The organism is Branchiibius hedensis (assembly GCF_900108585.1).
Lineage (GTDB): Bacteria > Actinomycetota > Actinomycetes > Actinomycetales > Dermatophilaceae > Branchiibius > Branchiibius hedensis.
On sequence record NZ_UESZ01000001.1, the window covers coordinates 2,643,498 to 2,657,025 of the forward strand.

General features: G+C 67.3%; 13 protein-coding genes and 1 pseudogene. 8 read left to right on the forward strand and 6 right to left on the reverse strand.

The features are described 5' to 3' along the window. The first annotated feature begins 19 nt into the window (after nucleotides 1–19). On the forward strand, nucleotides 20–469 hold the full coding sequence (locus DR843_RS12795; RefSeq protein ID WP_109686379.1) for a hypothetical protein: 450 nt from the start codon (nucleotides 20–22) through the stop codon (nucleotides 467–469). Nucleotides 470–479: 10 nt separating this feature from the next. Here the strand turns inward: DR843_RS12795 and DR843_RS12800 are convergent, their stop codons facing one another. From DR843_RS12800 to DR843_RS12815, 4 genes are all read right to left on the reverse strand, one after another. Next, nucleotides 480–1,001 (reverse strand): hypothetical protein, encoded by a 522-nt coding sequence (locus tag DR843_RS12800; RefSeq protein ID WP_146202576.1) that lies wholly within the window; start codon nucleotides 999–1,001, stop codon nucleotides 480–482. 83 nt (nucleotides 1,002–1,084) lie between these two features. Next, nucleotides 1,085–2,179 (reverse strand): serine hydrolase domain-containing protein, encoded by a 1,095-nt coding sequence (locus tag DR843_RS12805; protein WP_109686382.1) that lies wholly within the window; start codon nucleotides 2,177–2,179, stop codon nucleotides 1,085–1,087. Between the two features lie 24 nt (nucleotides 2,180–2,203). Continuing rightward, nucleotides 2,204–3,244 carry an isopenicillin N synthase family dioxygenase gene (locus DR843_RS12810; protein WP_109686384.1) on the reverse strand — a complete coding sequence of 347 codons (1,041 nt, stop codon included), beginning with the start codon at nucleotides 3,242–3,244 and terminating at the stop codon, nucleotides 2,204–2,206. A 15-nt stretch (nucleotides 3,245–3,259) separates the two neighbouring features. After that, nucleotides 3,260–4,051 carry an IclR family transcriptional regulator gene (locus DR843_RS12815; protein ID WP_109686385.1) on the reverse strand — a complete coding sequence of 264 codons (792 nt, stop codon included), beginning with the start codon at nucleotides 4,049–4,051 and terminating at the stop codon, nucleotides 3,260–3,262. A 100-nt stretch (nucleotides 4,052–4,151) separates the two neighbouring features. On the opposite strand from DR843_RS12815, the gene DR843_RS12820 reads away from it, so the two are divergent. The 6 genes and pseudogenes from DR843_RS12820 to DR843_RS12845 all read left to right on the forward strand — a co-directional run bounded on the left by DR843_RS12820 (nucleotide 4,152) and on the right by DR843_RS12845 (nucleotide 9,859). Further along, nucleotides 4,152–4,949, forward strand: coding sequence for a hydroxypyruvate isomerase family protein (locus DR843_RS12820; RefSeq protein ID WP_109686387.1), 798 nt, complete (start codon nucleotides 4,152–4,154; stop codon nucleotides 4,947–4,949). A 27-nt stretch (nucleotides 4,950–4,976) separates the two neighbouring features. Continuing rightward, a complete protein-coding gene (locus DR843_RS12825) occupies nucleotides 4,977–5,867 on the forward strand; it encodes a 2-hydroxy-3-oxopropionate reductase (protein WP_109686390.1) in 891 nt (296 codons plus the stop codon). Next, on the forward strand, nucleotides 5,864–7,627 hold the full coding sequence (gene gcl / locus DR843_RS12830; protein WP_109686392.1) for a glyoxylate carboligase: 1,764 nt from the start codon (nucleotides 5,864–5,866) through the stop codon (nucleotides 7,625–7,627). Before DR843_RS12825 ends, gcl begins: the two co-directional genes overlap by 4 nt. A gap of 4 nt (nucleotides 7,628–7,631) precedes the next feature. Beyond that, nucleotides 7,632–8,746 (forward strand): annotated as a pseudogene (locus DR843_RS12835) (glycerate kinase). A 57-nt stretch (nucleotides 8,747–8,803) separates the two neighbouring features. Beyond that, complete coding sequence (locus DR843_RS12840) at nucleotides 8,804–9,148, forward strand: GNAT family N-acetyltransferase (RefSeq protein ID WP_281268843.1); 345 nt, start codon at nucleotides 8,804–8,806, stop codon at nucleotides 9,146–9,148. A 174-nt stretch (nucleotides 9,149–9,322) separates the two neighbouring features. Continuing rightward, a complete protein-coding gene (locus tag DR843_RS12845) occupies nucleotides 9,323–9,859 on the forward strand; it encodes a hypothetical protein (protein WP_146202577.1) in 537 nt (178 codons plus the stop codon). Nucleotides 9,860–9,871: 12 nt separating this feature from the next. On the opposite strand, the gene DR843_RS12850 is transcribed toward DR843_RS12845, so the two are convergent. Next, nucleotides 9,872–10,168, reverse strand: a complete 297-nt coding sequence (locus tag DR843_RS12850; protein ID WP_109686397.1) for a hypothetical protein — start codon at nucleotides 10,166–10,168, stop codon at nucleotides 9,872–9,874. 166 nt (nucleotides 10,169–10,334) lie between these two features. Here DR843_RS12850 and DR843_RS12855 point away from each other — a divergent pair, with 166 nt between their 5' ends. Beyond that, nucleotides 10,335–11,834, forward strand: a complete 1,500-nt coding sequence (locus DR843_RS12855; RefSeq protein WP_146202578.1) for an HNH endonuclease signature motif containing protein — start codon at nucleotides 10,335–10,337, stop codon at nucleotides 11,832–11,834. 164 nt (nucleotides 11,835–11,998) lie between these two features. Here the strand turns inward: DR843_RS12855 and DR843_RS12860 are convergent, their stop codons facing one another. Continuing rightward, entirely contained in the window at nucleotides 11,999–13,453 is a 1,455-nt protein-coding gene (locus DR843_RS12860) for a nucleobase:cation symporter-2 family protein (protein ID WP_109686401.1), read from the reverse strand. Between the last annotated feature and the right edge of the window lie 75 nt (nucleotides 13,454–13,528).

A 13,528-nucleotide genomic window follows, 5' to 3' on the forward strand; every position in this document is an offset into this window, starting at 1 on the left:
CGTGAGGATCCGGCCGCCCATGCACCGCAACCACACCGACCACACCCCGGGATCCACTGTGCTGCGGGCGTTCTCAGCGATGGTGGTCGCCTTCCTCGGCCCGGCGATCCTGATGCCGAGGATCACCCGGGCGCTGCTGACCGGCACGCAGTACGCGCAGACCGGTCGGGTGATCCTGGCCCTAGCCGTCGCCAGCTGTGTGTCATGCGGCATCGCCGGCTTGGCGAACGGACTGCTGTTCCAGATGCGCTGGCTGCCCGCACTCGTTGCGTCCGCTGCGGCCAGTGTGCTCACCCTGATCCTGGGCGGGGTCGTGGCCGGCCGCCGCGGCGTCGCGCTGAACCTCCCCGCGCAGCTGGGTTGGGCCGTCGTCTCCTGTGTGGTGCTGTTTGTGGGCGCCATCGCGGGCGCCTGGTTGCGCGATCAACTCCACACTCGGCGTACCCGAACCGAGGTGTGGTCGCAGTGAGCGCCAGCGGCTAGGTCTTCTTCTTGTCCTTCTTCTCATCGAGCATGCTGCCGATGTAGCCGCCGATCGCGCCGCCGAGGACTCCCCCGGTGACCCCGCCGAGGATGGTGCCGATCGCCGCGCCGATACCGGCGAGTTGCTGCCCATGACTCATCCGGGCAACGCCGACGGCCACTCCACCGTCGCCGTCCGGTTCCACCTGGAAGCTGCCGAGACCAGCCCCGGCGATGACCACGGCAACCGGGCTGACCGCTGGATCCGTCGCGATCTTGTCGTAGATCGACCGGACAGCAAGGTACGCCGGTGCCGGGTCGTGTTTGGGCTCGCCAGCCTCCTGCACCCGTCGGAACATCTCGACCAACTGCTCGGATTCCTCGCTGCGCAGCAGATCCGCCTCGATCAACCGGCTGAGGATCATCTCGTGCTCGAGCACCAGATCTCCCCCGGCGGCGTCCATGATCCGCCGGGTCTCGGTGCGCATGGCGTGCATCAGATCGCTCATCCCGACCACGCCGCGTAGTGCTGTTTCCATCGCTGTCTACCTCCTACTCGCGCCGCCGAGGGGGTACGGCGGGTCATGAGTTGAGGAGGCCGCTCACCGGGTAGCACGGACAGTCAGGTAGCCGCCTGCCACGCGAGCTGCACAACGTCCGCGGTCGCGACCGTCACCGGCAACTCGGCCGGGACATCCCTGGGGAGCGGCCCGACCGTCCCGTGCAGCCGGGTCGCAGCAGCTGCAACCACCAACGGCTCGTCGAGCGCGAACCCGAGATAGGTCCCGGTGAAACCAGGGTGCTCCAGAACCACGCCGCCACCGGGCAGGGTCCGGCGCCGAAAGCCCACTGCCTGAGCCGGATTCGCTGCAGACGGCTCGGCGAATCGTTGCAGTACCGAGCGCGGCACGAAGCCCTCGCGTAGCGCCGATCCCAACGTGAGCAGATCGTCGATCGAGGCGAACAGCCCGGCGTGCGCAGCGACTCCGCCGAACGCGTGGGCGGCGTTCCCGTCGGACACCTCCCCGCGCACGACACCAGTGCGCCAGCCGCCGAAATCGCTGGGCCCGAACGGAACTGGATGAGGCAGGCTGGTCGCAAGCATCGCGTACTCGTAGCCGTCGCTGTCCGCTGATGCCGCTGCCAGCGCCGGATCGACCGGTCCGTATCGGGCGGTCAGCCCCAGCGGAGCGGCCACCCGCTCGGCGAACGCGACGTCCAACGGTTGCCCGCTCACCGACGACACCACTGCTCCTGCGAGCAGGACGCCCAGGTCGGAGTAGTTGAAGCGGGTGCCCGGATCGTCAGCCAACGGCAGCTGACAGATAGCCGCGATGGGCTCGCCCGGGGTGCAATAGAGCGGCCACCATGCTTCGAGTCCCGCTGTGTGCGTGAGTAATTGCTCAACCGTGATCTGTGGGCGCGGAAACTGCGGTAGGTACAGCGCCACCGGCGCCTCCAGCGCCAACTCCCCCGATGCCACCAACTGCATCGAAAGCGTCGTAGTCACAGCCAGTTTCGTCACGGACGCGAGGTCGAAGAGCGCTTCGCGCCACATCGGCACACCGGACTCACCGTCGGTCGGCGAGAGCGCGTAGCCACCCCACCCGACCTCTCGCCGGTCCCCGCGTTGGAAACCGATCGCCGTACCTGCCGGATGAGTCCGTTGCGTCCCCAGCGCAAGGATCCGATCGACGTACGGCGCCAGGGAGTTCACGTCTCCGTTCTACCTGACGTCGGGTCAGGTCAGGGTCGCCGCCACCCAGGCGTTCTCCCGCTGCGCGGATGCGTTGCGTACGCCGGCTCGCGACCCGGCCAACTTGGCCCGGATGTGCTCATCGACGGTGACGTCGTCGTAGAGCCGCGGATGATCTGCCGACACGAACGAATCCCACGGTCCCACAACGGCTTCCGCGTCGGCGTCGAAGAAGTAGGCAGCCGAGCGACGCCGCTCGATGGTGCCGTCGACGATCGGCGGTTTGACCCGGTGCAGCGTGGAGAGCCACTGCTCGTTGGTCAGCCGCGTGGTGAGATCACCCAGGTTGATCAGCAGCGCACCGTCGGCCGGGCTGACGTCGTGCCACGTGCCGTCGTGCAACACCTGCAGACCCTTGACCTGGTCGGCCCACAGCAGTGTGACGATGCCGTAGTCGGTGTGCTCGCCCATCCCGATCAGGTCCTCATCGACCTCGACGTGGGTCCCGGACGGCAGCGCGTAGTTGTTCATCCGCAGCACCTCGATCGGGTGGTTGGCCAGGGCGGCCAGCGACCCCGGTGCCAACGACAGTGCGTCTTCGAAGATCGTGATCATGATCCGCGCAACCCGCGCCACTTCGTCACGCCACGCGTCCACCCGCTGCTGGAACTCGGGGACCTCGGGCCAGGTGTTCTCTGCGTAGTGATCGGCGAGCAGGTGGTCCTGGGGGTAGTCCGAGGCGCTGGATCCGACGTTGAACGCCTCGAAGAAGTCCTTCATCCGCTTCTCCGACTGCACCCCGAGACTGAGGGCCAGCGTCTCTGATTTCGGCGGCGTGTAGCCACGGTTCTCCGCGGCCGGGCGGACCCACCGCTTCTTGTCCGCCACCGGCAGACCGAAGAAGTCGTCCATCGCCCCGGCCAGCCCGGCCGCGGTCTCCGGCGCGATCCCGTGGCCGACGATCTGGATGAATCCGACTGAGCGACAGGCCTGGTCGATGGCTTGGGCCACTGCGGCCCGATCGCCGGGCGATCCGTCCACGACGTACGCCGAGATGTCAACGGTCGGGACCTCGAACTGGCTCATAGCTGATCCTCCCACTCAGCCCACGAAACCGACTTGCCCGGCGCTGCTGGGGAACCGATCGCGCAACCGCTCGGCCACCTCGATCAGGACGGGGGCGATCAGCGGCACCTTCTCCTCGGTCACCCGGCTGTTGGGCCCGGAGATCGACACCGCCGCCGGGAACGGAAGGCCACGCACCGCCGCCGCCACGCAGCGCACCCCCGGCTCCTGCTCACCCTCGTCCACGGCGTAGCCACGCTCTCGGATCTGCTCGATGTCAGCCATCATCGCCTCGGGTGAAGTGATCGTGTGCGAGGTGATCGCCGGCATCCGGGTTCGCTTGAGCAGCGCGAGAATCCGGTCGTCAGGCAGCTCAGCCAGCATCGCCTTGCCGACGCCGGTGCAGTGCGGTGACACCGCACGACCGACCTCGGTGAACATCCGCATCGTGTGTGGCGACGGCGCTTGGCCGACGTAGATCGCCAGATCCCCTTGCAGGATGGCCAGGTTCGCGGTCTCTTCGAACTGCTCGACCAGACCGCCGAGCTCTCCGTGCGCCCACACGTCGAGGCCACGACTGGCGGACTGACCCAGCCGGATCAACCGCAGACCCAACGCGTAGCGGCGCGAATTGTCCTGGCGCACATAGCCCTCGTTGGACAAGAACCGCAGCAAACGGTGGATCGTCGGCAGTGGGATGTCGGTCATCTCGGCGAGCTCGGAGATCCCGACCGGCCGGCCGGCGTCGGCGAGGCGCTCCAGCAGCAGGAAGGCGCGATCGAGCGATTGCACGCGCTCGCTGGCCTTGGGTCCGTCCTTTTCCGTCATACGGAAGACACTAGCCGATCTCAGACTCTTGACGTGCGCCATGTCACGTTCTATTGTTCCGTATTACAGAAACTTTTTTCCGTATTACGGAAGGTTGGTCATGACGCTGTCCTACGCAGTCAACTGTTCGCTGCTGTTCACCGAGGTACCACTGCTCGAGCGCCCCCAGGCGGCCGCCGACGCAGGCTTCTCCGCGGTCGAGTTCTGGTGGCCCTGGCCGGATCAACCGGTGCCCGCCGACCGGGACGTCGATGCGTTCGTGAGCGCCGTGCAGGACGCCGGAGTGCAGCTGATCGGGCTGAACTTCTGGGCCGCCGACCTCACCGGCCCGGACTGCGGCGTCGTCTCGTTGCCCGGCCGCGAGCAGGACTTCCGCGACAACGTCGACGTCGTGGCCGCTATCGGTTCACGCCTCGACGTGCCGGCGTTCAACGCGCTCTACGGCAACCGCCTCGAGGGCGTGGACGCCGCCGAGCAGGATGCCGTGGCCACCGACAACCTGCGGTACGCCGCGAAGACCGTCGGAGCCGCCCGCACCGTGCTCGTGGAGATGGTCAGCGGCCCCAAGCCCTACCCGCTGCGCACGGCCGCGGATGTGGCCGGCGTACTCGATCGGGTGGGTGAGCCGAACGTGCGGATGCTCTTCGACGTCTTCCACCTGGCGAACAACGGCGACGACGTCAGCGCCGCGATCGACGCGTACGCCGATCGGATCGCCCACGTGCAGGTCGCCGACCTGCCGGGTCGGCACGAGCCCGGCTCGGGGGAACTGCCCATCGCCGAGCACCTCGCGCATCTGCAGCGCGCCGGTTACGACGGCCGGGTGGCCCTGGAGTACATCCCGGCCACCAACACCACCGACAGCCTCACCTGGTTGCCGCGCGAACAGCGCAGCTGACCCGAAAACCGTTAGGAGCCAGTAGATATGAGCACGATCGCTTTCATCGGCTTGGGCATCATGGGTGCCCCGATGGCCAATCACCTGGTCGACGCCGGACACACCGTCGTGGGCTACAACCGCAGCCAGGGCGCGATTGATGCCCTCGTCGCTCACGGCGGTAAGGGCGCCACCAGCGTCGCGGACGCCGTTTCCGAGGCCGAGGTCGTCATCACGATGGTGCCCGACTCCCCCGACGTGCTCGGCGTGGCGCTCGGCGAGGATGGCATCTACGCCAACGCCAAACCGGGCACGCTGCACATCGACATGTCGAGCATCCGCCCGGACGTCGCGGTCCAGCTCGCCGAGGCGGGAGCCGAGCGCGGGATCCGCGTCATCGACGCACCGGTCAGCGGCGGCGAGGCCGGCGCGAAAGAGGCGGTGCTGTCGATCATGGTCGGCGGGGCGGACGACGATGTTGCCGCTGCCACGCCGTACTTGCAGGTCGTCGGTAAGACGATCGTGCACGTCGGGCCGGCCGGCTCGGGTCAGACCGTCAAGGCCGCCAACCAGCTGATCGTCGCGGGCAACTACGAGTTGGTCGCCGAGGCGATCGTGCTGCTGCGCGCGTACGGCGTGGACGCTGAAGCGGGGCTCAAGGCGTTGGCCGGTGGCCTGGCCGGCAGCACCGTGCTGGACCGCAAGGGCGCCAGCATGCTGGCCGGTGACTTCAAGCCCGGTTTCCGGGTCGACCTGCACCACAAGGACATGGGCATTATCCTGGAGTCCGCCCGGGCCAAGGGGGTCGCGATCCCGCTGGGTGCGGCCACCGCCCAACTCATCGGTTCGCTGCGCGCGCAGGGTGACGGCGACCTGGACCACTCGGCGCTGCTGCGCGGGGTCGAGCGACTGTCCGGACAGGAGGTCAGCGGATCATGACGAAGATGCGAGCCGTCGATGCGGCAGTGAAGATCCTCGAACTCGAAGGTGCTACAACGGCGTTCGGTCTGCCCGGTGCCGCGATCAACCCGTTCTACGACGCGATGCGTGAGCACGGCGGGATCAAGCACATCCTGGCCCGGCACGTCGAAGGCGCCTCGCACATGGCGGAGGGTTTCACCCGCGCCGCTGCAGGCAACATCGGCGTGTGCATCGGCACCTCCGGTCCCGCGGGCACCGACATGATCACCGGTCTCTACTCGGCCAGCGCCGACTCGATCCCGATCCTGTGCATCACCGGCCAGGCGCCGGTGGCCCGCCTGCACAAGGAGGACTTCCAGGCGATCAACATCGCGGACATCGCTGCACCCGTCACCAAGGCTGCGACGACCGTCCTCGAACCCGCCCAGGTGCCAGGCGTTTTCCAGCAGGCTTTCCACCTGATGCGCTCGGGTCGTCCGGGCCCGGTGCTGATCGACCTGCCGTTCGACGTGCAGATGGCCGAGATCGATTTCGACCCGGACACCTACACGCCGCTTCCGGTCTACAAGCCGGCTGCGACCCGCGCGCAGATCGACCACGCGTTGGCCATGTTGGCGAAGGCGGAGCGACCGGTGATCGTCGCGGGTGGCGGGATCATCAACGCCGACGCCTCGGACGCCCTGGTTGCCTTCGCCGAAGCCGCCAACATCCCGGTCATCCCCACGCTGATGGGCTGGGGTGCGATCCCCGATGACCACCCGTTGATGGCGGGCATGGCCGGACTGCAGACCTCGCAGCGCTACGGCAACGCCACGCTGCTGGAGTCCGACTTCGTGCTCGGCATCGGCAACCGGTGGGCCAACCGGCACACCGGTGGCCTGGACACCTACACCGCGGGGCGCACCTTCGTGCACGTCGACATCGAACCGACCCAGATCGGAAGGGTTTTCGCGCCCGACTACGGCATCGTGTCGGACGCCGGCGCGGCCCTGTCGCTGTTCGTCGAGGCGGCTGGCGAGCGGGACTTCCCCGACTGGGACGTGTGGGTCAAGGACTGCCAGCAGCGCAAGCACACGTTGCAGCGCCGCACGCACTTCGATGAGATCCCGATCAAACCGCAGCGCGTCTACGAGGAGATGAACCGGGCCTTCGACCGCGACACCGTCTACGTGTCGACGATCGGGCTGTCGCAGATCGCCGGCGGGCAGTTCCTGCACGTCTACGGTCCGCGGCACTGGATCAACGCCGGTCAGGCCGGTCCGCTGGGATGGACGATGCCGGCAGCACTGGGTGTCGCGACTGCCCGTCCCGACACGCCCGTGGTGGCGCTGTCCGGTGACTACGACTTCCAGTTCATGCTGGAGGAACTGGCCGTCGGCGCGCAGTTCAACATCCCTTACGTGCACGTCCTGGTCAACAACGCCTACCTCGGCCTGATCCGACAGAGCCAGCGTGGCTTCTCGATGGATTACCACGTGCAGCTCTCCTTCGAGAACATCAACGCCCCCGAGCTGGGTGGCTACGGTGTCGATCACCTCAAAGTCATTGAGGGACTGGGCTGCCGGGGTATCCGCGTGCAGGATCCCGAGGAGTTGCCGCAGGCCTTCGCCGATGCGCAGAAGCTCGCCCAGGACCTGCGCGTGCCGGTCGTGGTCGAGGTCATCCTCGAACGGGTCACCAACATCGCGATGGGTACTGAACTGGACAACGTGGTCGAGTTCGAAGACCTGGCCTCCGTCGGCGCGGACGCACCGACCGCGATCAGCATGTTGGACTGAGCGCATGAAGATCGTCGTGGCCCCCGACAAGTTCAAGGGGTCGCTGTCGGCCTCGGGGGTCGCGGCGGCGCTCGCATCAGGATTACGGGCGGCTCTTCCGTCGGCCGACGTCGTCCTGCTGCCGATCGCCGATGGCGGCGACGGCACCGTGGCTGCCGCCGTTGCGGCCGGCTTCACCGAGCATCAGGTTGTCGTTGACGGCCCCGTCGGCGACCCGGTGTCTGCTCCGTTCGCGGTCAACGGCGACCGCGCGGTGGTGGAGTTGGCCGCGGCGTGCGGACTCTCGTTGCTACCCGGTGGGCGCCTGGCACCCCTGACGGCATCGACGTACGGCCTCGGTCAGGTCATCGACGCCGCTCTCGCGACCGGAGCCCGCGAGATCGTCGTCGGCCTGGGGGCAGCGCCTCCACCGACGGGGGTGCGGGCATGTTGGCCGCCCTCGGCGCCCGCCTCCTCGATGCTTCCGGTACGCCGATCGGCCGGGGTGGCGGGGCGTTGTCCCGGATCGCTTCGGTCTCCTTGGAGCCCGTCGTCTCGCGGCTCTCCGGAGCATCGGTCGTCGTCGCCTCCGACGTCACGAATCCGCTGCTCGGAATCGACGGTGCTGCAGCGGTTTTCGGACCGCAGAAGGGTGCGTCACCCAGCGATGTGGCGGCACTGGACGCTGCGCTGGGGCGGTGGGCCGACGTACTCGCATCGGTGGTCGGCACCGACTTCCGGGCGGTTCCCGGTGCGGGTGCCGCCGGTGGTGCCGGGTTCGGTGCGCTGGCCGGTCTCGGCGCCCGCCTCGAACCAGGCATCGAGCTGATCCTGTCGCTCCTGGGTTTCGACGACGCAGTGCTCGGCGCGGACCTGGTGATCACCGGCGAGGGCTCGTTGGACGAGCAGTCCCTGTCGGGCAAAGCACCCATCGGGGTGTCGACGGCGGCCGCCAAACATCACGTGCCCGTGGTCGCGGTGGCCGGGCGGTCGCTGCTCACCACCAAGCACCTGTTAGGCGCGGGAATCACTGCGGCGTGGACCCTTTCGGATCTCGAACCCTCCGTGGAGCGGTCGATCGCCAACGCGCAGTCGCTCCTGGAGCAGGTGGGCCAGCAGATCGGCACGCACTACCGCTGACTCGCGGCCGCGCTAGCCTGCTTCCCCGGGTCTGGCCGTGAATCGCGGGTTTGCCGGTTGCACATCGACCATCGGCGGCCGAACCCGCCGCCCGGTTACGCTCGGTGCATGACTGATGTCGTGATCACGGACAACCCAGCCGAGAGCCGTTACGAGGCGCACATCGACGGTGCCCTCGCCGGCTTCGCCGTCTACCAGCTCACCGACGAACTCATCGTCTTCACGCACACCGAGGTGCAACCGGAGTTCGAGGGGCACGGCGTGGCGTCCGCTCTCGCGCGGGAGTCACTGGCCGACGTACGCGCCAAGGGTCAGCGCAAGGTGATGCCGCTGTGCCCGTTCTACAAGTCGTACATGTCCAAGCACCGTGAGGACTATGCGGACCTGATCTACGGCTCCTGAGCCTCAGCAACGCGGCCGACGTCCGTTCGATAAGCCGAGAGGCAGCAGGCGTGTGTAGCGCTTAGATCTTCTCCACGATGGCTGTGAGATCGCCGCCCGCGTATGCCCACGACCTGCTGATCGCCTAGCCGGCTGGCGGGTCGGCACGCGGTGGTGCTCTGGCATTCTTGGCGCGTGAATACAGCCGTAAAGCTTCGACGCGCGCAAATGGCTCAACGGTTGGTTCGTGTCGAGCGCTCATTGAAGTTCGCAGAAGATCTACCAGGATTCATCGTCGCCGTCGGAGACAATTGGGCCGTCATCCAAAACATCAGAGACGGCGGCTACTTCGACGGCTATTCCGCCTTCCGGATCAAAGATGTCGTGCGCATCAAGCGACGCAAGGGGTTCGAGCAGGACTACTCGCGCGGATTGCCCACCTGGCCACCTCGAGCGCCGTCGCCGCTGGCGCTGGACAACGTTGCATCCGTCCTACGCTCGATGGCCGCCGCGGCCCAGCTGGTCAGCATCGAGCAGGAGGAACGGCTTAGCGCGCAATGGATAGGCACCCTCGTGCGGTCCGACGCCGACATAACCTGGTTACACGAAGTTCGTCCGGACGCGACCTGGCACGAGGAACCTCTTGGCTACAAAAGTAAGTGGATCACGTTGATAACGATCGGCTCGGGTTATCAGGAAGCCCTGGCCGCCGTTGCAGGATCACGGTCGTGACGGCAGCCGACGTTATGTGTCCGCGACAAGGTATGTGACGCCAGCCGCGACGGCAGTCACCGCAAGCACCGACGGCCACGCCCCCAGCTTTTTGGCCAGTGGGTGGGAGCCGCCGAAAGCCGTCAGGTAGAGCGCGCTCAGTGCCGCAGTCGTCGGAATGCCCTTACGCGACAGCCATTCTCGTCCAGCGGCAACGCCAGCGGCAGCGAGGACTACACCGCCGAGGGGACGTACGCCGGTCGCCCGGGCCACGCCATACCCTCCGATGAGTCCGGCAGCGACGACAGGTGCGGTGGGGAAGGAAGCCATGTCTCCACGCTAGGCGATGGCTGCTGAGCGTGATCTGTGGATAGCGCACCGGACCGCTGAGTTGTCCACACAACCGGATTCGCCCATGGCGGGTGTCAGTGGTGGTCAGTAATTTGATCTCGTACAGACGTTCGGGGGTCCGGCAACCTGGGGAGGTGGCGCTGGCGTGAAGACTATTGAATCCGTTGATGCGGTAGCGGTGTCGGCTGCTCCCTCGGCCGACGCTACGCTCGCCGGCCTGGTGACTGAGTTGCACTCTGCGCTAGACCGGTTGATCGCGTTTGGCGAGTGGGAACAGGTCTCGCAGACCAGTGCTTTGGCTGCGTCGGGCCGGTTGGGGTCGGCGAAGGCACGGATCGAGTCGGCAATGGTGAACGCGGCCGATCGGGTGCGGGCGGTGACCACTGCCGCGGGTGGCTCGCCCGGTGCGGTGGGGTCGATGCTCGCCGGGCAGTTCGGTGGGGACCGCCGGGAGGGCAACGCCCTGCTCTACCTGGGCAAGCAGTTGGCCGATGCGCCGGCGACCAGCGACTCTCTGGCTGCCGGGCGGGTGTCCAAAGAGCAGGCCCGGGTGATCGCCCGTGGGTTGGCGGCGTTGCCGCCGTCGGTGTCGGAGGCGGACCGCACGCGGGCCGAGCGGGAATTGCTCGCGGCGGCTCCGAAGATGCCGTTGCCGGACCTGTCGCGGCGTGCGACCCGGATGCGGGAGGCGTTCGAGTCGGTGCACGACGCGGATGCGCACGAGAACGACCAACTGGTTGCCCAGGAGCAGTCGGCGTGGGAGCAGTCGGCGTTCTGGATGAAGGAGTTCAAGCCGGGTTTGTTCAAGGGCGGATTCCTGCTGCCGGAGGTGCAGGCGCAGATGCTGCAGGCGGCGGTGGAGGCGATCAGCGCCCCGCGGCGGTTCCACTTGATGGACGCAGGACCGCCCGGGAGTTCCGAGCAGACCACGCCGCGACCACCGGACTGGGCCGCAGTGGATGTCGGCGCCGCGCCTGGCGCCGCTCCCGTGGCCGGCTGGGCGCCCACCCTGGCCCAGGTCGAGGCCGACCTCGACGCGGCGGACGCCGCCGAGGCGGGCGGTCTTCCGCTGGACAAGCAGCATCGGGAGGGCCGGGCACTGGCTCAGCTGTGCGAACACCTACCGACCGACAAACTGCCGGGTGCCGGTGGTGTCTCGGCGATCCTGACGGTCAACTTCGATTTCGAGACCCTGGCCCAGGGCGTCCGGGCGGCGACGTTGTCGACCGGCAGCCGGATGAGCGCCGGTGAGGTACGGCGACTGGCGTGCAACGCCGGGCTGATCCCGCAAGTCTTCGACGGGGCGTCCGTCCCACTCGATCTTGGGCGATCCAAACGCACGTTCACGATCCATCAACGGCGAGCGATCGAGAACCGTGACGGTGGCTGCGCGATGCCCGGCTGCGATCGGCCACCGGGCTGGTGTGAAGGGCACCACTGGCGAAAACCATGGGCGGCGGGCGGCACCACCAACCTCGACGACCTGGCGCTGCTGTGCGGGTCGGACCATCGGCGGGTCCACGCGGAGGGCATCCCGATCCGGTTACGGAACGGCCGCCTGGAGTTCTACATTCGGCCGCCGGAAGGAGGTGAGAAGAGATGGCTCAGCAACCGGCGATTCCGGATGCCCCCGAATGCCCACTAGGGGAAGGGTCTCGGCGGGTCGTATCGGTCGACCAGCGTGGTCCGCCGCCCCTGGCTCGGACGGCGGACCCATGCTGAACCTCAATGGCTCAAGCGTTTTCGGCTCAAGCGTTTTCGGCTCAAAGCGTTCTCGGCTCAAGCATTTTCGGCTCAAGCGTTTTCGGCTCAGGCGTTCTCGATGATCGCTTGGCGGGCCCGCGGGTGGATCGCCTCGCGACGCATCTGCAGGCGCTCCTCGTCCTCGTCGGAGATCGCACCCGAGGGCGGCGCCTCGGAGAAGATCGGGCCCTCGGAGTCGTCGGAGCGGCCGACGATGTTGAAGACGATGTTCAGCAGGACCGCGGTGATGGCGGCGGCGCTGATGCCGGAGTCGAAGATGACCCGGAACCAGGACGGGAACTGGTCGTAGAACGTCGGCACGGCGATGGGGATGATGCCCATGCCCAGCGACAGGGCCACGATCACCAAGTTGGCGTTGCCGGAGAAGTCGACCTTCGACAAGGTACGGATTCCGCTGGCCGCCACCGTGCCGAAGAGGGCCAGGCCGGCGCCACCGAGCACCGGCAGCGGCACGATCGCGATGATCGCACCGAGGACCGGGAAGAGACCCAGCACGAAGAGGATGGCGCCGCTGACGGCGACGACGAACCGCGACTTGATACCGGTGATCGCGACGAGTCCGACGTTCTGCGCGAAGGCGCTGACCGAGAAGCCGTTGAAGACACCGGCGACCGCCGACGCACCCATGTCGGCCCGCAGACCGGCGGTCACCTGGTCACGGGTCGCGGGCTGGTCGATGACCTCACCCACCGCGAGGATGTCCGCCGTGGTCTCGGTCATCGTGACCAGCATGACGATGAACATCGAGACGATCGCACCGACGGCGAAGGTCGGCATCCCGAAGTGGAAGGGAGTCGTCAACTGGAAGACGTTGGCGTCGGAGATCTTGCTGAAGTCGGTGATGCCGAACGGGATCGCCACGAGGGTGCCGAGTACCAGACCCAGCAGGATCGCGACGCGGCTGAAGAAGCCGGGCAGGAACCGGTAGATCAGGACGATCAGCAGCACGGTCAACGCGGCCACCGCGACGTTCTTCGGAGCACCGAAATTCGGTGTGACACCGGGGGTTCCGCCGCCGGCCCACTTGATGGCCACCGGCAGCAGAGACACACCGATGATCGTGATGACGACACCGGTGACCACTTCAGGGAAGAACCGCAGCAACCGGGTGAAGACCGGCGCCAGCAGGAGGCCGAGGATCGCTGCCACGATCAGCGCGCCGTAGATCGCCCGCAAACCGGCGTGTCCGCCACCCACCGAGGCACCGATGGTGAGCATCGTCGAGACGCCCGCGAACGACGTACCTTGCACCAACGGCTGACGGGCACCGATCTTCCAGACACCGATGGTCTGCAGCAGGGTCGCGAGGCCGGACATGAACAGACCGGCCGACACCAGGAAGGTGATGTCGGCGGCCGAGAGCTTCAGTGCGTTGCCGACCACGAGGGGTACGGCGACCACTCCGGCGTACATCGACAACACGTGCTGCAACCCGTAGAGGAACATCTGCGGTGCCGGCAACACCTCATCGACCGGGTGTTTGGTGGTGACTTCAGACATGGGTGAACCTCCGAAAGGTCATCGTTGACCGTCGAATTCGCCGCCGCGGGTCGCGGGGCAGGGGGTGACGTGGCC

Excerpts from the sequence above, each read along its gene's own strand:
- DR843_RS12795 (WP_109686379.1), top strand. The coding sequence starts at position 20 with ATGCACCGCAACCACACCGACCACACCCCGGGATCCACTGTGCTGCGG.
- DR843_RS12800 (WP_146202576.1), bottom strand. The coding sequence starts at position 1,001 with ATGGAAACAGCACTACGCGGCGTGGTCGGGATGAGCGATCTGATGCAC.
- DR843_RS12810 (WP_109686384.1), bottom strand. The coding sequence starts at position 3,244 with ATGAGCCAGTTCGAGGTCCCGACCGTTGACATCTCGGCGTACGTCGTG.
- DR843_RS12815 (WP_109686385.1), bottom strand. The coding sequence starts at position 4,051 with ATGACGGAAAAGGACGGACCCAAGGCCAGCGAGCGCGTGCAATCGCTC.
- DR843_RS12820 (WP_109686387.1), top strand. The coding sequence starts at position 4,152 with ATGACGCTGTCCTACGCAGTCAACTGTTCGCTGCTGTTCACCGAGGTA.
- DR843_RS12825 (WP_109686390.1), top strand. The coding sequence starts at position 4,977 with ATGAGCACGATCGCTTTCATCGGCTTGGGCATCATGGGTGCCCCGATG.
- gcl (WP_109686392.1), top strand. The coding sequence starts at position 5,864 with ATGACGAAGATGCGAGCCGTCGATGCGGCAGTGAAGATCCTCGAACTC.
- DR843_RS12850 (WP_109686397.1), bottom strand. The coding sequence starts at position 10,168 with ATGGCTTCCTTCCCCACCGCACCTGTCGTCGCTGCCGGACTCATCGGA.
- DR843_RS12860 (WP_109686401.1), bottom strand. The coding sequence starts at position 13,453 with ATGTCTGAAGTCACCACCAAACACCCGGTCGATGAGGTGTTGCCGGCA.